At 29.2% G+C, this 23,163-nt stretch carries 16 protein-coding genes; all 16 read right to left on the reverse strand.

The window, feature by feature from the left end; genetic code table 11:
• Positions 1-31: 31 nt before the first annotated feature.
• The 16 genes from OREMA_RS19125 to OREMA_RS0110070 all read right to left on the reverse strand — a co-directional run bounded on the left by OREMA_RS19125 (position 32) and on the right by OREMA_RS0110070 (position 23,127).
• Positions 32-4,051 (reverse strand): DUF4280 domain-containing protein, encoded by a 4,020-nt coding sequence (locus OREMA_RS19125; RefSeq protein WP_018249124.1) that lies wholly within the window; start codon positions 4,049-4,051, stop codon positions 32-34.
• Between the two features lie 14 nt (positions 4,052-4,065).
• Positions 4,066-5,331, reverse strand: coding sequence for a hypothetical protein (locus OREMA_RS0110000; protein WP_018249125.1), 1,266 nt, complete (start codon positions 5,329-5,331; stop codon positions 4,066-4,068).
• On the reverse strand, positions 5,315-6,187 hold the full coding sequence (locus OREMA_RS0110005; protein WP_040657397.1) for a hypothetical protein: 873 nt from the start codon (positions 6,185-6,187) through the stop codon (positions 5,315-5,317). Before OREMA_RS0110005 ends, OREMA_RS0110000 begins: the two co-directional genes overlap by 17 nt.
• A gap of 2 nt (positions 6,188-6,189) precedes the next feature.
• Positions 6,190-6,576, reverse strand: a complete 387-nt coding sequence (locus tag OREMA_RS0110010) for a hypothetical protein (protein ID WP_018249127.1) — start codon at positions 6,574-6,576, stop codon at positions 6,190-6,192.
• A 131-nt stretch (positions 6,577-6,707) separates the two neighbouring features.
• Positions 6,708-7,502, reverse strand: coding sequence for a hypothetical protein (locus OREMA_RS0110015; protein WP_018249128.1), 795 nt, complete (start codon positions 7,500-7,502; stop codon positions 6,708-6,710).
• 81 nt (positions 7,503-7,583) lie between these two features.
• Positions 7,584-8,414 carry a PP2C family protein-serine/threonine phosphatase gene (locus OREMA_RS0110020; RefSeq protein ID WP_018249129.1) on the reverse strand — a complete coding sequence of 277 codons (831 nt, stop codon included), beginning with the start codon at positions 8,412-8,414 and terminating at the stop codon, positions 7,584-7,586.
• A 42-nt stretch (positions 8,415-8,456) separates the two neighbouring features.
• On the reverse strand, positions 8,457-9,008 hold the full coding sequence (locus OREMA_RS0110025) for an FHA domain-containing protein (RefSeq protein ID WP_018249130.1): 552 nt from the start codon (positions 9,006-9,008) through the stop codon (positions 8,457-8,459).
• A 20-nt stretch (positions 9,009-9,028) separates the two neighbouring features.
• Positions 9,029-9,676 carry an FHA domain-containing protein gene (locus tag OREMA_RS18390; RefSeq protein ID WP_018249131.1) on the reverse strand — a complete coding sequence of 216 codons (648 nt, stop codon included), beginning with the start codon at positions 9,674-9,676 and terminating at the stop codon, positions 9,029-9,031.
• Positions 9,677-9,688: 12 nt separating this feature from the next.
• Positions 9,689-10,126, reverse strand: a complete 438-nt coding sequence (locus OREMA_RS0110035) for a DnaJ domain-containing protein (RefSeq protein WP_018249132.1) — start codon at positions 10,124-10,126, stop codon at positions 9,689-9,691.
• A gap of 19 nt (positions 10,127-10,145) precedes the next feature.
• Positions 10,146-10,919: a hypothetical protein gene (locus tag OREMA_RS0110040; RefSeq protein ID WP_018249133.1), complete on the reverse strand. Its 774-nt coding sequence runs from the start codon at positions 10,917-10,919 to the stop codon at positions 10,146-10,148.
• A gap of 38 nt (positions 10,920-10,957) precedes the next feature.
• The gene (locus OREMA_RS0110045; protein ID WP_018249134.1) at positions 10,958-13,597 is read right to left on the reverse strand and encodes an Hsp70 family protein; all 2,640 of its coding nucleotides are present in this window, start codon (positions 13,595-13,597) and stop codon (positions 10,958-10,960) included.
• Between the two features lie 15 nt (positions 13,598-13,612).
• Entirely contained in the window at positions 13,613-14,302 is a 690-nt protein-coding gene (locus tag OREMA_RS0110050; RefSeq protein WP_018249135.1) for a hypothetical protein, read from the reverse strand.
• A complete protein-coding gene (locus tag OREMA_RS0110055; protein ID WP_018249136.1) occupies positions 14,302-15,570 on the reverse strand; it encodes a hypothetical protein in 1,269 nt (422 codons plus the stop codon). The genes OREMA_RS0110050 and OREMA_RS0110055 overlap by 1 nt, the downstream gene beginning before the upstream one ends.
• A gap of 31 nt (positions 15,571-15,601) precedes the next feature.
• Positions 15,602-17,044 carry a contractile injection system protein, VgrG/Pvc8 family gene (locus OREMA_RS0110060; protein ID WP_018249137.1) on the reverse strand — a complete coding sequence of 481 codons (1,443 nt, stop codon included), beginning with the start codon at positions 17,042-17,044 and terminating at the stop codon, positions 15,602-15,604.
• Positions 17,045-17,057: 13 nt separating this feature from the next.
• On the reverse strand, positions 17,058-20,489 hold the full coding sequence (locus OREMA_RS0110065) for a hypothetical protein (protein ID WP_018249138.1): 3,432 nt from the start codon (positions 20,487-20,489) through the stop codon (positions 17,058-17,060).
• A gap of 40 nt (positions 20,490-20,529) precedes the next feature.
• Positions 20,530-23,127, reverse strand: coding sequence for a hypothetical protein (locus tag OREMA_RS0110070; RefSeq protein WP_018249139.1), 2,598 nt, complete (start codon positions 23,125-23,127; stop codon positions 20,530-20,532).
• Between the last annotated feature and the right edge of the window lie 36 nt (positions 23,128-23,163).

Consider the following 23,163-nt stretch of genomic DNA (forward strand, 5'->3'; position numbering starts at 1 on the left):
TAAGATTCTTAGTTTAAATAGCTTCTTTCAACTACCCTTTTACCAAATCTTGGGCAGAATCAGTTATCTTTATGATTCCTGCATAAGCACAATTTAACTTTGAGCTTTCTAATAAAGCAGGATTTCCTGCTACCTTTACATCCATCTTCCCATTAATCCAGGGAGTGACTATATTAGGTTGGCAAGGCATTGGCTTTAAATGACCATGATTTGCTGCTGTAGCTGCTGCTACCGTTGGATTGGACATACTCTTACACTTACCAAAAGGAGATATGTTAGTCATTGGCTGATTATCCATAATGCTAGCCATTAAATTACCTTGTAGTTTAATATTATGGCCTGCTACAACGGTCAAACTTCCTTCTTGGTCTCCTTGATTACATTGTAGCTTAGCACCTGAACAGACATATAATATACTTCCTTTACTACCTTGACTTGAAGTAATAGAAATCTCAACATCTTCAGGCATTTTGATCTTATTATTATCTTCACTACTTTTAGCAGCAACAGCTGTATTAGTAGCCCAAGAAGCACTGGCTGAATTATTAGTATCTGATTTTTCTTCCTGTTTAGCTTGCTCTGCTTTGGCTGCTTGCTCCTTAGGAAAGACTATCTTCTCACCAGCATAGATCCAGAGAAAATCTTCTTTAATTCTTTCTTCTTCCTTTAAGAATTTATTCTCTTCTAATCCTAAAACTTCACCTTGTTTTGCCTTCTCTCCATCACTTCTTCTAATTATCTCTCCAGCTTCTAGATAATAGGGTGCCTGATTGGCAATCCAAAGACCATAGTCTCCTTCTTGGAAGCCAAGAATAGATAAGGTTTCAGTTCTATTATCCTCTTCTAAGTAAGTAATATATAAGTTACCTTCTCCATCTTTAGTATACTTTCTACCTGCTTGATCTTGATAGCCTTTAATCACTATACTCTCTTTGCCGTGTGCGTACACTTTAGTTCCTATTGGTAATTTTTTGGCTTCTTCTTCACTAAAGTTGCTTCCATCTTCTTTCTCTAGCTCTGTCCAACGACTTCCATCTTCAAAAAAAGAAACGGCTACATCCCATAAAGTACCTCCCTCACCTAATGTGGACACCCAACGCTTATCATCATCTTCTTCTATAATTGGAGTTATAGTTTGAGTTTTGATATAATCTTGGTCTATCTTAACCTTCCCTCTACCTTTAGATAGAATCTCATCTATATTTATATTATCAAGGTCTATTCCTTCAGGATTTAACTCGCCTTCAAATCTGCTCCCTAATATAACCTCTCCTTTATCTGGTATATTTATCCCATAATCTCCATCACTGAAGTCTTTTATAACCAAGCTATTAAAATCTTTATAACCTATATAATGATACTCTATTTTTAAAGAAGGATATACCTTAATATCCATATTACCTATTATAGAATTAGGATTACCTTTCTTAGAAAAACCAAAGTTATAAGTATAGATTAATTCTAAGGTTCTGCCATCATCTTTTTTAATCGTCTCTCGATAATTTAATTGGTCTGAATTATCACTAAATACTTTAGTTATCATTGAGCCTATACGCCAAAAGAAGTTTTTATTTTTCTTCTTCCCTTTTTCAATTCTACTTAGTGAAGTCCCAATTTCTTCACCATTTATTATTATCTTCCCATTTGGATTACTGACTTTTTGTTCGGATTGTTCAAGATTGTTATTTTTCCGTTTTGTGTAGCTATAAGAATGATTAGTCCCTACCCAGAATTCAAATTTGTCTAGTGTTCCTTCTGGAAGATTATTTTTATTTGCACTTCCATAAAAGATACTATTATTAGGTTTATACTCTTCATTTGGGAATCTTACATCTGTAACTTCATTTGCATTTGAACCTAACATAAATCGCCCCAGCAAATTACCAAACAAATACACCGACGTTGAAGAAGCAGCTGAAGAACTTGCCATATATAAAATCAAATAATCCCCTCGTGGTGAGATTCCCACTTTATATGGCCCTTTATTATGCTCATTATTATATTTTATAACTTCTTCTATAGATATAAAATCACCTATATAGTCTTGATTGGATTTTAACCTACCTCTACGTTTCTCTAATTTTACAACCCCTTTTTCTTTAGCTACTTCACTTAATTTAATTTTTTTAACTCTAAATAAATCACAATCTATAGTACCTCCAAAAGTTCTATCTCCAAAAACAATCGAATTTTTTGATGTTAAATATGTATTTTTAGTATTATCATATATATCAGATAATTTTTCTATCAATAATTCTACATAATCTACTCTTGTTTTATCGGATTTATAAGGATAACCTATAGTTATTTGCCTTGCTTTAACTTCTCCGTCTTTCCTTTTCTTTTCTCCTTCATAAATAATCATAGCATATTTCTCTTTTTTAGGGGAACTCAATGATGTTTTATTAGATTTATCATCTTCTAGGTCCTTTATATATTCTTCTAACTCCTGCTTACCCTCCTCATCAAAATAAGCAATAAAATCTGCAATATTTTCTATCTTGGCACCATTATCCAACATATTTTGCACTAAAGCACTAATATCATCTATATCTCCATGCAATTTTATTAAACCTTCAAATTTAGTCTCTCTTTTTTCAGTAAATATTAGGTCTTTTCGCAAAAAATTTAATTGTGTTGCCAAAACTCCAGCTTCTGCAACCTGTCTTGTAACATAGTTTCCTTCTTTTGTATTTACGGCTAAATGAGCAAAAAGCTCCGTAACAGATGAACCTTTTCTAGGTTTAACATTTTTACGTTTAATTTTGTTTTCAAATTTACCAAAAAGTTGAACATTCCCCCACTGTACTGCCCCTTCACCTATTACAATCTTAGTTCCATATCCTATTCCTGGTCCATCAATCTTTTCTTCTTTAACGACTTTTATTCCATTATCTCCGATATTTTGCATATCATAAACTGTATATGCTTTATCTGCTCCAAAGATTTTAGAGATTATACTATATCTATTTTTTAATTTTTCTAGAAAATCTCCAAAAGCATCTCCCAACTCTTCACCTAAATCTATTTCCATATTTTTAACGTCAGCTAAACTAGTCTTTAATACTTGATCTAGCTGTTGATAATACTGGTTATATACTTCTTCAAAACTTTCAGTATAATCTTTATTAATCTCTTGTTGTTTTATTGATTTCTGATTATCATCTTTTATACCTAGCAATCCCTTTATTGCTTTATCACAACCAGAAAAAATAGTATTATCTACCTTCTCCTTAATTAAATCAGATACGGCTCCTGCAACAAATATCCAGAATAATCCTTGTATGGCTTTAAGCAAATCCATTGTTTCTTTTCCTATTGCTTTACTATATTTCTTTACTTGCTTAAAAAATCCATCCTTAGCTTTTATGTTAGGATTTGATACCAAGATTGCTTCATGTAATATATACAATCCCTTGACCATAGTCATCTCCATTATCTCTGCAGCAAAGGCATTTAGAATATTATTCTTTTTAACTAGATAGACCATATATAATAAGTGTCTATTGGTAAGACCATTTTTACCATAGCCATATCCAAATGTCCAGATTGCTTCATTAAGTGCTGGTCCATATTTAGCAAAGAAATCTCCTAAACTAAACCCTTCCTCTAAATCCCCTACTATATCCCTTTTAATCTCTTCTATTCCTGCATTTGCACTTTTGACCATAATACCAGGTATACTTATATCTTTCTTAGTTAGCTCACCTTTACTTCCACTAAAAAGTTTTTCTGCTTTTTTGAAAGCACTTGCAAAAGTCAGTCCTGTATCACCTAATTCATAGGTGCTATTTATAGCATGCTTTCTTGCCTTAGCATCTACTTCATCTTTGCTGGTCTCTATTTCTCCTATTACTCTGTTTACATCTGCTGTTATTCTTTTGTTGTAATCTTCTAGTTTTTCTCTAGAATCCTTTTTAGGTGGAATATATGGTGCTACTATTGTTCCATCTATTTGACCTTTTACCTTGTAAATAATATTTCCATTATCATATTCATAAGTACCTTCCTTGCCTGGTATTGGTGGCACATCAATATCAAGAACTCCCATTTAATTCAACCTCCTTATTTATTTTTATAAACTTTGATATTATCATATTTATATTCTATATACCCATTTGTTATTTTTCCTTCTCCTCCAACTAGTTTTATTTTCTCTCCTTTTTTATTATAATAATACTTTTGCCAAAATCTCACTTTACCATCTTCAGATAAATCTTTTTTCTCAATTAAATTTCCATTCTTATCATAAATTCGAACAGACCTACCTGATGGAATAATACGAGTATTAGACATCTTCTGCTGGCCATTATCATACCACTCATAGGACTCCCAATCTTCTACTTCTCCTTTATCATTCCTCTTTGCATGATAAATTAGATTTCCGCTATCATCATATTTCCATATCCAATCAACTTTAAATTTACCATTCTGTGTTCCCCAATATCTAATTTCATTCCCTTTTTTGTCATACTTATAATTCCAAACTCCTATAATTTTTCCTTGATTATCTTTTCTAGTTTCCTTCATCAGCTTATTATTTTTATTGTATGTTTTTTCTTCTAGCCAATCTAACTTCCCATCAGCTTTATATGACATAACTTTTACTTCATTTCCTTTTTGATCAAAAATAGCCTTATAATTATGTTTAATCTTTCCATTTCTATATTCTTTATATAGTATTTCATTTCCCTTTTCATCAAACTTCCTTATTATCTTCTTTTCTTCCTGACCTTGAACTATCTTTACATAATAAACCTCTTCCCCAGCGTCATTATATTTCCATTTCTCAACTTTAAACTCTTTCCCATCCTTATTAATACCCTTATACAATATCTTTCTTCCTTCATCATCATAATCATAGATTCTTCTCCAGATTATATCTCCACTTTTATTTAAAACAATTTCTTCTATAACTTTATCTTGATTATTATATTTATATTTGTAGTGATCATCATTAGCAAAATGCTTTGACTTATCTATTATCTGATGCTCTATCATTCTACCTTTATCATCAAATTTTCTAATATCTCTTCTTTCTATGCGTCCCATTCGCAAATCTAAGACATATTCATCTACTACATTTCCTTGTTTATCATACTTCCAAGTATGCTTGATGATTCTCTTCCCATCTTGTGTCGTTAACATCTTAGTCTTTCTACCATACTTATCATAGTCATAAGTAGTCTTACCCCAAAGACTATCATCTGCTTTTCTCTTGACTGCTTCTACTAATACCCTCTTTTCAACTTTTTCTCTCATACAAGCTGTTAAAGTTAATACTGAGATAAGTATTAGTAGTAATATAAATACCTTATTTCTTCTTTTCATATTTTGCTATCAGCTCCTTTTTAGTATAATTTTCATTATAAAAACAATAAGTTCCTAATAGAAAAAATACTACACCTAGTAATAATAACCATTTGTCTTTTGATTTAAGAGTATCAAATAATTCTCTATGATTACTTAATTTATAAAAAGATAATATACATAACTCCCATAATAGACTTGCAAAAAAAGAGAGTTTTATATCTCTAGTTATATAAAATATCCACATAATCATTAAACTAACAATAAAAGCAACCATATACGTAAAAAGAAAGTTTGTATCTGAATTATACTTTATAAGTGATTTAGCTTCAGCAGGTATTAATATACTACTTATCATCTTTACCAAACCAGAAGGAATAAGATAGATTAATAAATAGAATAATACAAAAGCTAACCAAGACTTATATCTAGATAAAAATCCTTCGAATATAACTCCTTTAAATATTATTTCTCTCAATAATACAGTACTAACTAATATACAAATCACTAACAGCATATTTGTCTTAATAGGAATTAAATCCATTGTATTTGATATAAAAAAATAATTACTTAATTTTATAACTTTTAATGAAATTAAAAATAGTCCAATCACCATAATGAATACAGAAAAATAATTTTTAATTGATTTATTACTATTATTAATAACCCTTTTTATACCATCCAAAAAGAAACAACCGATAAATACTAACACCAGTATATATATCAAATTGCTGAATATTCTCGATAATTTAAATGCATTAGCCATATAAAAATTCCGATAAATAATAGCCGTTGAAATAGTTGATAGAATATTTGATAATAAAATTACTGTTAAAATCAACTTAATACCTTTAAAAAAACCAAAATCCTTTTTCAAAATTACCACTCACTTTCAGATTTATTAAATAATCTCCAAACAAACCTACAAATAAAAAATAATATTACTAATATAATTAATCCGACAATTAATAAAAAAACCTCAAATCTCTTAACAGACCGTTCATAAACTAATTGTTGAGAATTATGATAAGATTCAGTATACCCTTGTTCTAATTCTTTAATCTCTTTTTTATCTCCGTCACCAAAGTATGGGAGATAACGAACTCCTTTTTCATCTATCCCCACTCTTTTTAGATAAAAAACCCCTTCCTGTTGATTATAATAAACTTCATGGGTATATCCCAACTCTTTATAATTAGCTCCACACAGAATAAATAATAAAAATATTATCAATAACATTAATAATAAGTTATTATACCTTTTCATAGGTTCAATCCCCCTAATCCATAGATTAAAAAAATACTAAATTATTCAGTAGAATCTATTTAAATCTGAATATCATTAAAAATAGTGACCTTTCACAAAGACTAGTAAATTACTTTTGAATTTAATAGTAGCTACTCCACATCTATACTAGAAATGGAATTATGGAAATCCCCTTTCATCGTCTTATAAATATAAACTACAAATAAAGAACCTACTATCTCCATAAAAAGTGAGAAGGTAGAATCTACACCTTTAGATAATAAATTAGTAGCTTGATCCCAGTTTTCCAAATCTGATAAGAACAATTGTGAATTTGATAATTTGATTAGAAAAGAATAGATTGTATGAGAATCAATTTTTAATAGATATTTAATTCCATCTTGAATGAAAATAGTTATAATTCCACAAATTAAAAAGATAACAAAAATCCCAAAAGCTTCCCAGCCATGCCCCTCTACAATCTCCATACTCTTATAAACTGCTTCTAATGGCCCTAAATCATCATCAATAATCAAATAATTTACAAAATACAATTTTATAAATAAGATAATCATCAATACAATGCCTAGCAACCATCCAATAACAGGAAAGATGAATAATACCAAGGGTAATAAACTTATAATTCCTACTACTATAAAAGCTATTAATAACTTGAAATATAGTATCAGATCTATTTTAAACATACTCGATAACTTAGAACTACCCGAATCATAGAAATCAATTCCCATTTTGATTAAAAATATAAAGAACAAAATATTCAATATAACACTTATAAGCATTATCGGTAGTAATGAGTTCTTATTAACAGTAACCCTTAAAACTGCTGGGGTCATATCTATTATAAACCCAAGCAAAAATAGCTTTAGAAAGAAACTTTTATTCTTACTTATCGTTAGCTTAGCAAAATCAAAAGCATCAATTAACATATCAAAACACTCCTTAAATCTTATTTCAATTTGAATAAAAAAGCATTAAGATAAATAGGGTAACCCTACCCTATTTATCTTCTACTTATTCTTCTCTAATACAATAATAGTAGCATTATCCTGATTTATAATCTCTTTTTCCAACACATCTTCCAAAATTAATTCAGCTGTTTGCATTGGATGTAACTTCTTAGCAAGAGACTCTTCTAATTCAATCTCTGATAAGTTTTTATAGATACCATCACTACATAAGATAATCTTATCCTTCTTTTGTAATTCTATTGGTGATACACTATAATCAATCTCATGAAAGTCTTCATATCCTAGATAACTTGTTAATCTATCACCTTTAGCATGGTTAAATGCCTCTTCACGACTTATCTCTCCAGCTTTATAGGCTACTTTTAATTTGTTCGCATATATATGGTCCTCATTTAATAGGTATAATTCATTATCCCGATATAAATAGATATGACTATCACCAACTGATATCCAATATAACAGGTCACCTCTAATTACTGCTCCCACAAGGGTGGTTCCTAAATTCCTACCTTGAGCAATCTCTAGTACTTTATTGTTACTTATATAAGTAGTATTTATTAGAAATTTATTAATTGATTCTAGGTAGTAAGTCATAGAGAATTCTTCTAAAAAAGTCTCTGTTACTAAGTTACTTGCTTCCTTCCCAGATGATAATCCTCCCATCCCATCTGCTAAAACTCCTAAAATCCCATTTTCATTTCTTATTGTTGTAAAAGAATCCTCTTGCTTGTTTCTACTTCCTATATCCTGAGCATTACCTATTGATATCTCAGGCTTTTTTACATAATCACGAACAAAAAACCTCACTATTACTAATGTAGTATTAATAAATAGCATATGAAAAAGTTTAAATAAACTTTTAAAAAGCATCTTTTTCTCCTTTTTTAATTAATTTAAAAGCCTATACTAATTTTATAAATCATTTTCCCATTCAAAATGCTGCCCACATAATGGAATAAAGATAAATTTACTCTCTCCCATCTCAATCACATCATAAGGTGAAAGCTCTGTAGGAGAATAAACTGCTTCTTCATTAACATATATTATTCCCGTAGTTTCAGCTCCTGGAATTATAATAAAGTTTCTCTGTTTAGGATTATAACTGATTACTGCATGATTTCTACGAGAAATATTATTATCTCCAACTATATGTATATGCATCTCTTCTGAACGACCTATAAAATTCTTCTCACTTACGATCTTATAATCTTTTCCTCTCTCTACACCATCTATACAAACAAGCCAGCCTACTACAGGATTTATACCATCTTGATCATCCCAATAAGCTAAGGTTTTAACACCATTTTGATTAGTATCTGAAATTGTAGATGACTTCTGCCTCTTTGGCTTTCTTTTGGGTTTAGAACTTTGATTATTCTCTAAAACCACCTCATCACAATAAGGGCACTCCTTATATTTTTTAGGATTATATAAATGTCCATTTGCACATCTTTCCATCTTCATCTCTCTATTCCTCCTGTCTTTTATTGAACAAATAATTTAGTATTGGCTATATATAAAATATCTCCTGAATATAACTGATAAGGACTTCCTTCAGCTAATCTAATTTTTTTAGAATCATTTCTTCTTCTAATACCACTCCCATTAGATGAACCTATATCCTCAAAATACCATTTATTTCCCGCCTTATTTAATACTCCATGCTGCCTACTGATTAAAGAAGAGTAAATTGTCTCTGATAGATCGATATCGACTTGATTTATTCTAGTCTTCTTTCCAATTAATATAGAAACTTCATTGCGCAGCTCCCAAGTATTAATAATATTTTGATTTTGATCTTTTAATAATATTTTTTTAATTTGTGGATCTTTGGTCTGTGCTTTTTTACCCTTTCTCTTCTTCCATAATAAAAAAGCACAGATAATAATCCCCAAGCTCACCTCACCTATCAATAACCCCCTAGAAATCTTATAAGTGAGATTTAAATATACTATACTTGATAATACAGTTATTATTATCAGCCAATTAAATATCTTCAAAATAATATTGCTATTATCATTATTATTAGCTGTGTATTTCCTTATTTTTCTTTTTAAAAAAATATTTTTAATGTGCTTAGGTAAATTAATTAAATTTAATATCTTAGAAAGAAAAGATACAACTTTACTCATAAATATTCCCTCCTAATTATTCTTATTATTAACACCAAAATAATGCTTAAATAAATCATCGGTATTCATTGAACTCTTATTATCTTTATCTGACTTTACTTTCTCTTTAGTTTTTGGGTCAAAACCAAAAAAACTTGCAAACTGCTTTTCAAAATCTTTAAACTCACCTTGACTAAATTTATTTTCTCTTCTTGTTTTACTTCTTTGCTTAGCTTTTCTTCTAGTGCTTTGTTTAAATTCTGCATTTAACTTAGTGTCATATTCTTTTCTACTTTGTTTATCACTTAAAACCTCATAGGCTTTACTAATCTTTTTAAATCTCTTTTCTGCATTCTTATCACCAGAATTTCTATCAGGATGATATTTCAATGCTAACTTCCTATATGCTTTCTTTATCTTAGAAGAATCAGCATCTTGATTAACCCCTAAAATTTTATAATAATCTTCCATTAAAAATTAAGCCCCTCCTCTAGTCAACTATGATTTTACTCTGCCTTCTTGGACTATTTCTTTTATCTTCTTTAGCATAAGACAAGCTCTTAATTATCTTCTTCATATACTTATATAACTCTAAGTTACTATATTCTTCTTTAGCTAAAGCTAATTTCTTACTCACATAACTTATCATTAAATCTCTGTTAACAGCCCTTGAATTTAAACACTCCATAGCAAATACCAGATCTAAAGAATCATCACTTGTTCTTGCTAATATTTCTTTAGCAAAATTACTTACTATTAAGGGATGTAAGGTAGATTGACCATGATTAGAATAAGCTACATTAATTATATTTATCGTATTGTATTCAGTATCAAAATCAGCAAAACTACTGTAGTTAGCCCTTAACTTTGCACCTTCTCTAAGTTTAAATCTAGCCAACTCAAACTCATCATCTGCCAACTTTAAATTCTCATCTAATAAAATTTCACTACTGTAATTTTTGTAATCTCTACTGTCCTCTGCTTCAAAAAATTTAACCTTAATTAAAACCTCTTTGTTTGTATTAGAATAATTAATCTTATAAAACTGATCCATTATATAGATCAAACCATTAAATTTGATAATCCCCTGATTGATACAAAGGTAATCATCCTCAATTAAGATATCACATCCTGAGATTATCCCATCGGAATAATCATTAAAGTATAAATTCAAAAAATTCCTAGGATAATCTCTTAAATTTTCGAGCATTCCTTTCTTTAATATATTTCCTCTTTTAAAATACGGAATTTTGTTACTAAACAATTTCTTCTCCTCTCTAACTAAGCTTAGCTAATTATCAATTATTTCAAGCCATCAAAAAAATCTAAATTAGATAAGTCATCCTCAAAGGTAAAGTACTTCTTCTCACCAACATAGAGTTGTTCTTCCCTTCGACAGATTGCTAAGACAAAAAATCCCCAGTTATTATCATCAGTAAATAAGAAGAACTTAAGTTCACCATTTCTAATAGTATCTGTATCCTCTTGAGAAATCTTATCCTGATATTCATTAATAATTTCTTCTACCATTATAGGCTGATAAGTACTTAAATCATTTTCATATCTATACTCCTTCTTTAATATCCCCTCCTCACTCTTTAAGTAAAACTTAATTTCTTCAGTACTTATAGGCTTAGATATATTACCTTTAGCTTGATTTATTCTTTCTTGAGTATCAATAATTACCTTCTCTCTACCAGTAAAAGTATCAGCACTGATAGAATATGGAATAACTGGTGCCTCATTTTCGATATTAACTTCAATATCACCAATCTTTTTAGACTTCATATATTTAATTACTCCTCTTAAACATGATAGTTTAAGATTTAAGGAGTTTTCATCATCTTTCTGTTTCTGCTTAAATTCTATACTTCTCCCTGGGACAAACTCTTTTAATGCTTCTTTAAAAATATCTATCTTACAAGATTGACCAGTTAATTTTATGATTGAATAATCCATTAATTCTCTACTTTCATAGAACTTCTCTAAAAACTTTCTAACTATCTCATAAATATCAGCTTTAATAAGTTTGGTAATTTCTTTAATATTAAAGACTACATCTGGAAATTGATTTATTGTTTCTAAGAATCCATCTTTATAGATTGAAATACTCCATTTATTTAAAGAAGTAATATGTAAGTCACTATCCACATCTCTAAACTCTGTAGAATCAAATTTATTTCTTAGGATATTGGTCTTTTTAAAGAACTCTTTCTTCATATTTTCAGCTATTTCCCAGAGAAAATAAAAATTATTCTTTACTTTCTGATATTCAATACTGGTCTTATTTTCATACTCCTTATATCTAGTAGGTATTATTCTTTCTACTTCGCTATAGCGTTCTTCTAAAATCTCATAAATATTATTTATTCCCAATTCATCAACATATCTAAACAGGTCAACACTTGGTATATCTATTAACTTATCAATATCTATAATAGCTCCATCATTCTGATAATAGTTAGCAAAGACAATCTTCATAAATTGCATTATTCGATAGGTTATATTGTTTCCTCCAAAGTTAGTATCTCCATTTTCAAAACCTGTCTTGATATCTACTTTATATGAAATATCTCCTTCTTCAATCCTAAAACAGCAAGAAGATAAATCAGTTGTACCACCTCCACAATCTATAACTAATGCCTTATACTCTTCACCATCATAAAAACTTCTTTGCTCTATTTGCTTAGCTATTGTATTATAAAGCACTGATATTCCTTCATCTAAAAGATCTTTAACCTCTAAATTATACTCTGGAATTATCTCCTGAAACATTGTGATAAATTGAGACTTTAACTTTACTGGACTAGAGATATGTATATTCTTAAATTTACACTTGAACTGATGTTCAGCTGTCTTGATTACATGATTTATATAAGCCTTAATAATCTCTCCTCTGGTGATTTTTGCTATATTACCCGACTCATCATATACCTCTTCTTTTTGTTGATAAGTATTTACCCATCTTTTTATACTTTGAAATACACTAGCATTACTGGTATAATCGTTTTTCTTCATTCTATACTTTGCTTTATGCCCAAATAAGAATTTTATATCTTTGGGCTTAGAGCAATCCAGTACATAAGCTATAGTAGGAGTCATTTCAATCCATCTTTCTTCTTTAGATGTTATAAAAGGAAACTTAACAAAATTAATATCATTAATCTTTATTTTTTTATTTAAGATATCATTATTAGAAGGACTAGAAACATAATTGTTATCTAAATAAGCACCTGCAGTTGTATTGGAAGTCCCAAAATCAATACATAAAACCTCTTTAGTTTCCTCTAAATTCTTTATCTTAAAATCTATTATCGCTACTTTATAATACTCAAGATTCATCGGTGGCAACTTATTATCTGCATAATAACTTTTGTACAAGTACTCTGAATAGCTTTTTTTAAAGAAGAGTAGACTATAATTTTTATTCTTTAGCCCTCCCAACCTTAGATTTTCTTTATTAGCAACTAAGTAATACTCATTATCATTATTCTTATCTTTCTTTAAATTAAAGATCCCACATAAATAATTTCTTCCATTAACTAATAATGCATTTGATTCTTCAATCTCATTCTCTGCAATAACCTTATACATATCTTCTTTATTAATTCCTACTTCTTTATAAATCGTTATCTTAGCAGGAATCTTTATCTTATCTAATGATTTTAATTCAGTAACTAAATTTTCATTTAAGATTTCTTGCATTCTTTCAAAGCCCTCTGCCTTAGCTTTATCAATTAAGTAAGACTCTTCTACACCTCGATATTTAAGTATGGCATCAATTAATTTCTTCTTATCATAAAAGCTTTGATATGCTTTGATAATCTTGTATTTACGGCAGATATTTCTTAGTTTATAAGTAGACATCTCCATTAATTCACTTCTACTAAACTTTCTTGTTTTATCTTTAATCATTCCAGGATTCAACTTATAAGATTTCATATTTTACCTCCCCTTCTAATAGATCGAAATCTTTCCAACTTGCATAGTCTCTTCTACATCTATTACTCCAAAATGATTCTCCCAATAAGTTGTTAACTTAAAATTTATAGGTAAAAATAAATCTTCAATAACCTTTAATTTCATTAAATTCTCTTCATTACTATAATCATTTATATAAGCAAGGATTTCATTAATCCCTTCTTGGTTTAGATATAAGATTGAGCCTTCAAATATCTTTTTGGTAGTATCTTTTAAATAATAAATATAATCTCCTGAAAGATAAAATTTATAAAAATTTCTTAAAAGAACATTTATTTCATAAGGATTTAAAAATTTTATCCCTTCTTTAACTCTCTCTCCAAAATACCCAGTTTTAATTTCATCATAAATAAAGCTCTTATGATACTCTATCTTATCCATTCCTTGTTGAAGATCTATCTGACCTAAAAAATGTACTATAATATCTAAAAATACTTCTCTTAATTCTTGATATTCACTATAGTTTGGATTAAAAAGATCCTTGAATATCTCAGAAAATCTATAATAAGGATTTATCTCTATTCCACCATTGATTTCATTGAAATTAAGCTCTTCATTACTAAGCTCCATATATGGTGAATAACTAGATGCCAGCTTAAAGCTTATCTCCTTTAAATCTATTTCTTCATTCTTAGCTTTTACTAATACATCCCAGATATAATCCATTATTCACATACTCCTTTACAAATATAATCTGGAAAATACATTTGAAGCTCAGATACTATAAAACTAAGCAAATCATACTTAAGATAGTCTTCTCTATTACTACTAAATTTTAATAGCATTACTTTTTTTAAGTTTGCTATCCTAATCTCATCTTCTATAAATTGATTATAATCATAAGTAAAACTATCATAAGTCATATTTTCTAATATCTTAACCTCTTCTAAATTAAATCCATTAATATTTTTAAAAGAGTTACAGATTCTATTTATCTCGCCTAAAGTTTTTATTACTTTATGATTCTGTTGAAAGGCCTTACCCATAAAAGAATCCTTTTTAGTATTGCTCATTAATTCAAACTCTAAATGGTAATTTTTAAACTTCCTCTCCTGAACAACCTTAAGTATCTCCCAAGGAACTGAATTACTTTCATCACTAGTGATTATCAACTCTTCTCTACTCTTTCTGATAGAAACTATATTATAATCATTTGCTACAACTAAGTAACCATTTTGAACATTCATATTATCTAAATAAATCATATGATCATAATTAACCTTATCTCTTGCAGCCATTGGAAAGCCATCTGCTTTCTTATATATCTTTCCTATATTCCATACAGGTATATAATTTAAATACTTATTATCATCAAATTCTTCTAAATCCAAATCTATAGACTCAAAATCACTTAATTCTTCTACCTTTTCATCATAATCTACAATTACAACATCAAATATTTTTCTGATATAAGGATTATTAATCGTTCTCCAAGCCAAAGAATTCTCAATAAAAATTTCATATAACTCCTTTTCAGCCTTTAAATACTCTTGATTATAGCGCAACTCAAAGGAGATCTTATATTCTCTTTCCTCCCCAACAATAATCCCTGAAAATATTCTGTTTTCTTTTCTCAAATTTTCTATTTCTTGATATCCAAGGTCAAAAAAAACTCTAGTAATAATTAATTCCTCTTTTTGATTTATCTTCTTAATAATTTCTCCTTTATCAGTCTCCTCTTTATCTCTATCTAAAATTGGAAATAAAAAATCATCTATTAAATTAAGCTTATCTTCCTTTACAATAGTAGTATATATATTATAATTGCTTTCCTTATTCTCAATTTGATTAAAAACTCTAGCTTCTAAGTTCTTACTCATCTCTTCTTGATAATCTAGAAGACTTTCAAAAACTCCTTCCATTACATTCTTTAATATCTTTCTTTGAGCAAGGTTCCCCATTGAGTCTAATTTCTCTTTGATTATCTCCTTCAACTTACTCCCTCCTGCCACTCTTATCATCTCATTAACTCATATTAATCCCACTATTACTAATCTCTATCTTCTTACCTCCAAAACTAAGTTCAGTTGTTGCTTTATCCATCACAACCTTTCCTTTCTTTGTCTTCATCTCAATTAAATCTTTATTCATTTTTATTCTATTCTTCTCACTTAGCATGGTAATTGATTCCTCCTGCAATTCTACTAATGACTTATCATCCTTAGCTGAGATTAAGATACTATCATTATTAATTCTTATCTTATATCCCCCAGGAGTAATTATTATCTTATCGGCTGGTTCATTTTCTATTTCTTCCTCTTTATCAATGGAACTACTCTTTAAAGTAGCATGCTTTTCATTCTTACTTTTAAAATATATATCAACTATATCTCCCACCTCTGGAGCAAAATAGGCATTAGTATAAGGTTTATCTATTGGGAAATAAAAGGCCTTACTTTGATCAAACTTATCCTCCAAATCAATAAATTGTACCTGCGCCTTATGATTCTTCTCAACCTTCTTTACTTCTGCTCTAAAACTTCTGCCCGCTATCGAAATTTTTCTTCTTTCTTTCGCTAAATTAATCTCATCTTCTCTTAACAAGGTTAAATCAGAGGATAAGATACCATTTGCTATATAAATTCTATTCTTTATAATTATCAACTCTATTGTATCTTCACTTTGATTGCTAAGCTTATAATTTACTTTTTTGCCTACATCAAAGATATTATCTGATCTAAAATGTTCATGACCCTTAACCTTATAATAATTAAACTTAATATTTTTTCTAGCAGTCTTCTTTCTTTTAGCTCCAAATACATTATTTAATTCTTTAGCAGGAGCATTATGAGGACCGACTTGAATATTTATCTTTTCTGAATTATCTTTAGTATCATCTACAATCACTAGCTGATTTAAATAAGAAGCAATTCTTCTTATAAAATCCCATTCACTTTCTTTATACTGCAAAACTACAGGATAATCTGCTGATACTAGAGGAGTTGTTCCTAAGCTATCATCAGCAAAGGTTAAATTGAATTCAGAATTAGCTTCCATTAACTGATCAAATACTTCTTGATATGTTGTTTCTAAGTTTTGATAAATTCTATTATTCCTTCTTTTAGATAATAAACTACTATAAGAAATCCCTTCTAAATTAAGAAAATAATCATGATTTTTATAAGCAAAACTATAATTTTTTATTATTCCTTTAAATAATATTTTACTATCATCATTATCATAAGTTATTACTAATTTCGGATCCTGCTGCTCCAAATACCTCTCATAATCTGCCAAATTATCCTCACTAATAACTCCTGCAATACTAACCTTGCTATGATCATAAATAGATTTCTTAATCTCAAATTTATCTAAAGCTATAAATTCAAAATTATCAAATTTAATCTTATATTTTGAAGTATAAGTTATTGGAAGATCATCACTTTTTCTTTGGCCTTTAGCACTCATTATTTTCCCTCCCTTAAAGTATGTTGATTCCACTATCATCAATCATTACATTTTTAGAACCAAATTTAAATAAGACTCTTTGATCATCAAGACCAAACTCTCCCTTCTCACCTTGGGCACTAATCTCTTCTTTACTGAGTTTTAATTGCTGTTTGCTACTCACTAGATTTATCAACTCTTCTTTAACTTCTAAAGCTGACTTATTATCTTTAGCTGCTAATAAGATCTTTTGATTATTAACTTTCATTTGATAGCCACCTGGAGTATAGAGTAGCTTATCACTTGCTTCCCATTCAACCTCTTGCTCTTTATCGATAGAACTACTCTTTAAAGTAAGATGCTTTTCATTCTTAGCCTTAAAAATAATATCTACTATATCTCCCACCTCTGGTGAAAAATAAGCATTGGTATAAGGCTTATCTATTGGAATCCAAAAGGATGCTGCTTGATCATATTCATCTTCTAAGTCTCTAAAAAGAACTTGAGCCTTATGTTTATTATTTAATTTCTTGACCTCAGCTCTAAAAGAACGACCTTTAATTGGAGCCTTTCTTAACTCTTTTTCTAACCTTAAATCCTCTTGAGCAACTAAGGTTAGATCGGAATATAAGATTCCTCCTTCAACATAAATTCTATTTTTGATTATAGTTAATTCTAAAGTATTATCTTCTTGGTTATTAACCTTATATTTAACTTTTCTGCCTAGATCAAATATACCTTCTGACCTAAAATGACCATGATGATCAACCTTATAATAATTAAATTCATTGAATCGCTTTCCAATCTTCTTCTTCTTACTTCCCTTAATATTATTCAAATTTTTGGCAGGTAGATTATGAGCACCCACTTGAATATTTATCTTTTCTGAACTATCTTTAGTATCATCAACTATTAATAACTGATTTAAGTAAGAAGAAATTCGCTTAATAAAATCCCATTCATTTTCTTTATACTGTAATACCACAGGATAATCTGCTGATACTAACTCTGTATTCCCTACTGCATCTTCAGCAAAAGCTAGGTTGAACTCTGAATTTTGATCCATTAACTTAGCAAAAACTTGATTATAGGTTGTTCCTAGGTTTTGATAGATTCTATTAATCCGTCTTCGTTCTAATAAGACACTATATGATAATGCTTTTAACTCTAAATAATAATCATGATTTTCATAAGCTATACTATAATCCTCAATAATTCCTTTAAACAATATCTTAGTATCATCATTATTATTATAGGTTATGACTAACTTAGGATCTTCCTGTGCCAAATACTTTTCATAAGCTGAAAAATTATCTTCATTAATAAGACCTGCAACACTGACTCTTGTATGGTCATAAATTGATTTCTTAATCTCAAGTCTATCTAAAGCTATAAACTCAAAATTATCGAATTTAATCTTATAAGATGTATAAGTCAAAGGAACTTTGCTATCCTGCCCCTCTTTGGATTGCTCTACTAAATTTATTCCATAATCTCCATTCTTGAATCCATCGATAATTAATTCATTCTCTTTATTAGAACCATAAATATAGATTAACTTATAATCATCCCTTAAGATTATATTATCTCCAAAGTATTTATCACGTAGAGTTTTGTTTCTAGAGCCTATATCAGCTTCTTCTCGCTTCTTTTGCTTGTAACTTCCTGAGATATCTTGATTATCTACTTTAATATTGCGATTTAAGCTACTATGCTCACTTAAAATCTCAAAGCCTACTCCTTGATTAGCTGCAAACTCATATATATCATTATCTTGGTTTAAGTAGTCGGTATCCTTTGGCTCTAAATACTTCTTCTGCTTTAAAGAACCATAGATTCTATTTATCGAAGGCTCTTGAAGGTCTATTTTCAATCTCTCTTCTTCATTACTGAATTTTTCTGCTGGATTAGAACTATGGTACTCCTTAGCCTCTTCACCATCTTCAAGCTTCTTACCTAACTTTAAAAAGATTCCCCCACCAGTTAACTCCCACTTCCATAAGTCTTTCAACTCAGTATACTTCATTCGCTGTAATTGATTTAAAGCTGCTTGATCAAGTCTATAGACTTTAGCCTTATCTGTTAATAGATCTGGATTTTCTTGTAAGAAGGTACATTCATAATCAAACTCTTCTTTGCTAATCTTCTTTTGTAAATACATACTATGGCGCAATCTATCCTTAATTATGCTTAAAAATTCCTTGCCAGTACCACGCCGTGAAAGTCTAAAAACTTCTTTTATAATTTCTTTATCTTTGGCATTCAAGTCAATAATTATATCTTTAACTAATGAGCGCAGATAATCAAGGCTGAGATTGTTGGTCATGTTACCAATATTAGGCTTCTTTCTAAATCTATTCTTAGCTGATTTAGCATTAGCACCTTCTGCCAATAACATATATGGTTCAAATAAGTCAACTCTTGCTTCTAATAAAGAATCTAATTGATCTTCTTCTAAACTCTCTATCCGCTTGATTAGTTCTTGATCTATTCCTCCACTAAAACTCTCTAAATTCTGATCTACTAGATAGCTAGAACCGATATGTCTTAGAACCCGACTTCCAAAATTAGACGAGATTATATAGTTAATAACCCTCTGTTTTTCAGCCTTAATCCTCTCTTGATATATCTTATAATTATCTATAAATCTCATCTTTCTCTCTACAATTTTCGGATCAAAAGCTACCTCTACTTTCTTTCTTAAATCTTTCTTCTCTCCACTATAATTAGTAAAAAGTATCTCAGTTAAAATATATTTTAATTTCTCTGCATTAACATTTTCTATACTTTCTCGATAGCTATAACTAATATTCCCCCCTTTAATTACACCTTTCTTTTTAAGTTTAGTCAGCAAATAGTTCATACTATTATCTTCTTTAAGGATATTTTCTAGAAAAAGTTTGATTCCAAGTGAATATCCTAAAAACTCATTTCCTTTAAATTCAGTGAAGTTCTTAATACCTATACTATTTCTAGTAATACATTGATAATTATCACCATTACCAGCTGATAACATTGTAGTATATTGAGCAAAAGCCCCTCCGAGACCATCGCCTATAAAGTTTAGTGCTTTATAATTACCATTAGCGTAATCCTCATCTTCTTCTACTATCTTATAGTAACATTCTTCTGCTAATTCAAACGATTCAGTAGGTAATCCTACTGCAATACATAAATTAGTTATCTGTTTAATATCTACATCTTCTATATCATTATAGTATAACTTCAACTCTTTACCTTTGGAATTCTTTTCAGATTTACTAATGATTTTTTTCTCTTGATTAATCTTAGAGACTAAATTTTCTAAAATTGTTTCTATATCATTAGCCAAATCAATCCCAAAAAAATCCTTAACTATTGCATTTAGATTTTCTTTATTCTCATTTACAATCTTCCTTAAAAGACTATCACTTAACTGAGCAATTCTAATTAAAAATTTCAACTCTTGTGAATTAGAACTTTTCATATTATCCCCCTCTAGCTAGCTGATTTTATAAATAAGATTATTATACAGCTGTAAATTCTATACCATCCAAAATCTCCATTATCTCTTTATCATTTTCAGAATTAACCTTTTTGCCTTTAGATGTATATGTTTCTCCTGCTTCTTTATCATCCAGAAGATTGGCTTGAAGAGGAGAATAATCATCTAAATTAGGATCGCGGAATTGAATCTCTAATTTATACTCTCCATTTGTTAGCTCGGTCTCATCTTTAGTTAAATTATAGTCAATTATGTCTTCTTCATCTTTTAAACCTTCTAATCCTAAAATCAAAATAGCTTTTTCACCTTCTATTCCTCCCCACTTAACTAAACCATCTATTTCTTCCTCTTTCATATTATTTAATTGTTCTACAATCGCATAATCTAACTTATATAATCTATTTGCTTCTGTTAAAACAAATCTTTTATTATCTCCATTTTTAGCTCTAATATAGAATTTATTACTATTTAAACATGTATCACCTTTAATCTCATCAAATTCTTCTTTATTATGAATCCGCATACTATGCCTTAAAGTTTCTTTTATTATTTTAATCAGATCATCGTTCTCATTCTTCCCCTCTTCCTGATGATCCTTAGCTAATACAAATAATGCATTACTATTTTTCCACGTATAAAAACTATATGTTTTAAGAATCTGAGTTATATCAGCCATTATTTTCTTGACAATAGCCAACAAATAATCATAACTAAGTTTGTTTGTTATGTCTCCTAATTTAGCTTGATATCCATATCTATTTTTTAGATTAGAATTGTAACTTTTTAAAGCATTATTAGAACTAGCCTCATTATGCGGTAAATGTACATATGGAAAAAAAGTATCGAAACCATGGTATTCAGCAGCTGGTAGAATATTATCAACATCTGCATTTGGGAAAAAATATGCTGAATCACCTTTGCTAAGCTCTTTGTCAACTATATAAGTAGTTCCTAGATGTTGACCCAAGTTCCCTGTCAAATCTATTGAGATAATATAATTTCTAACCTTATTCTTGAACTTTTCTCCATCTCGATAATAAGAAGCAAACCTTCTTTTAAAGTCCAACTTTTTCTTGATGTTTTCATAAGAATCAAAGATTTCATAATCATCCCAATATGATAATAAAGCATCACTAATATCTAAATCCATCAAATTTTCTTTTAGTCTAAAGTTATCTATAGCACTTTCTAATTTTTCAATATCTACTTCTCCTTCATCATCCAAAAATTCTGTTGTTATTTTTCCATCCTTTATATATCCCTTTTTTTCAAAATGATTTAAAGTTCTCTCAGATAACGTTTTGTATGTTTTGGTTAATTCTCTAAATATTGATGATTTTTCTTTTAAAAATTCTACCCCTCTATCCTTCAATCTTTGTAAAATAGAGATATATTCATCAAAAAATTCATAGCCTATCACCTTTGAAAATGCCTTAATTCCTATCCCATTCCAAGTTACAGTATGTTTCACTGCAGATGCAGAATTGGATTTATCAGAAGAGATCACTGCTGCATATTGAGCTAATCCACCTGCTAGAGAATGTCCAGTGAAGGAAATATTATCTGCTTCATATCTATCATTTGAAATTATATCCTTATAAAACTTTTCAGCTAATTCAAACTGCCTTCCTGGTGTTCCTGCTCCTATCTTTCTATTGGTCACTCCATGCTCTAATATAAAATCAGGGTCTTTATCAATAATCTCTTTCTCTAGTATTTCTTTTAATTTGGGACTAAATTCTTCTAACTCAAAAATTAAATTACTCAACTCAGGACTTAATTTTGATAATTTGGAAATTGATGACTTTTCCCCTTGATCATAGTCTCCATTATCACCATCTGTTCCTCGATAGGCAATTACTATTTCCTTTTTATCAGGGCTTTGAAAGGCTGCTGCATAAAACTGTTGTTCTTCTAAAGTTAGTTCTGTTTTTTCTCTAGTTAATAAAACATCTGGATCATATGCTTCTAAAAACGTCCAATCACCTACATGGTTCTTGTAGGTCTTCCATCTGTTTTTGGAGTCTTCTTTATTTACAGTGAAATTGTTTTTATCATTAAAGATATCCTGTAATACTATAGTACCTCCTCTTTCCTGGAATTTACTGAAATCATTATATACTAAATCTGCTAAGGCTAAATATTGTAAATCTGTTATTGTATTTGACTCTGCTGTTATAAAAGAGAGACCCTGTATAAAATTAATCAATTCCTTTTTCTTTTTTAGTTTATCTATTTCAGATTTATTCGTTTCAATTGTATATCTTTTATAATCTAACATCATTCTTTTTACTTTTACTTCTTCTATTTCTGCTTCTTTTTCTTGAATCTCAGCATTTATCTTCTTCAATTCTGCCTTGTTTTCCTTAATAATCTCCTTAACATCTTCAACTGATATCTTATCTACCTGCTGACTGTCTATTTCCTTCAATTCTCTCTTTGAAAATTCTACTTCACGACCACTAATATGTACTTTAGTTCGTAGATTAGCTAACTCTTCATTTTCTTCATCAGATAGAGGTCCTACTTTGCTATTAAGTTCATCATACTTTAGCTTAGATTTTAACAATTCATCATACCATTTCTTCAAATTGTCAACTTTCTTCTTTATGTCTATCATCTATATATCCCCTTCCTTTCAAATGAGATAATAAAT

The organism is Orenia marismortui DSM 5156 (assembly GCF_000379025.1).
In the GTDB taxonomy this organism is placed as follows: domain Bacteria; phylum Bacillota; class Halanaerobiia; order Halobacteroidales; family Halobacteroidaceae; genus Orenia; species Orenia marismortui.

Coding starts and splice junctions, on each gene's coding strand:
- OREMA_RS0110020 (WP_018249129.1), bottom strand. CDS start 8,414: ATGCTTTTTAAAAGTTTATTTAAACTTTTTCATATGCTATTTATTAAT.
- OREMA_RS0110050 (WP_018249135.1), bottom strand. CDS start 14,302: ATGGATTATATCTGGGATGTATTAGTAAAAGCTAAGAATGAAGAAATA.
- OREMA_RS0110065 (WP_018249138.1), bottom strand. CDS start 20,489: ATGAAAAGTTCTAATTCACAAGAGTTGAAATTTTTAATTAGAATTGCT.
- OREMA_RS0110035 (WP_018249132.1), bottom strand. CDS start 10,126: ATGGAAGATTATTATAAAATTTTAGGGGTTAATCAAGATGCTGATTCT.
- OREMA_RS0110045 (WP_018249134.1), bottom strand. CDS start 13,597: ATGAAATCTTATAAGTTGAATCCTGGAATGATTAAAGATAAAACAAGA.
- OREMA_RS0110010 (WP_018249127.1), bottom strand. CDS start 6,576: ATGAAAAGGTATAATAACTTATTATTAATGTTATTGATAATATTTTTA.
- OREMA_RS0110025 (WP_018249130.1), bottom strand. CDS start 9,008: ATGAAGATGGAAAGATGTGCAAATGGACATTTATATAATCCTAAAAAA.
- OREMA_RS0110070 (WP_018249139.1), bottom strand. CDS start 23,127: ATGATAGACATAAAGAAGAAAGTTGACAATTTGAAGAAATGGTATGAT.
- OREMA_RS18390 (WP_018249131.1), bottom strand. CDS start 9,676: ATGAGTAAAGTTGTATCTTTTCTTTCTAAGATATTAAATTTAATTAAT.
- OREMA_RS0110060 (WP_018249137.1), bottom strand. CDS start 17,044: ATGAGTGCTAAAGGCCAAAGAAAAAGTGATGATCTTCCAATAACTTAT.
- OREMA_RS19125 (WP_018249124.1), bottom strand. CDS start 4,051: ATGGGAGTTCTTGATATTGATGTGCCACCAATACCAGGCAAGGAAGGT.
- OREMA_RS0110015 (WP_018249128.1), bottom strand. CDS start 7,502: ATGTTAATTGATGCTTTTGATTTTGCTAAGCTAACGATAAGTAAGAAT.
- OREMA_RS0110000 (WP_018249125.1), bottom strand. CDS start 5,331: ATGAAAAGAAGAAATAAGGTATTTATATTACTACTAATACTTATCTCA.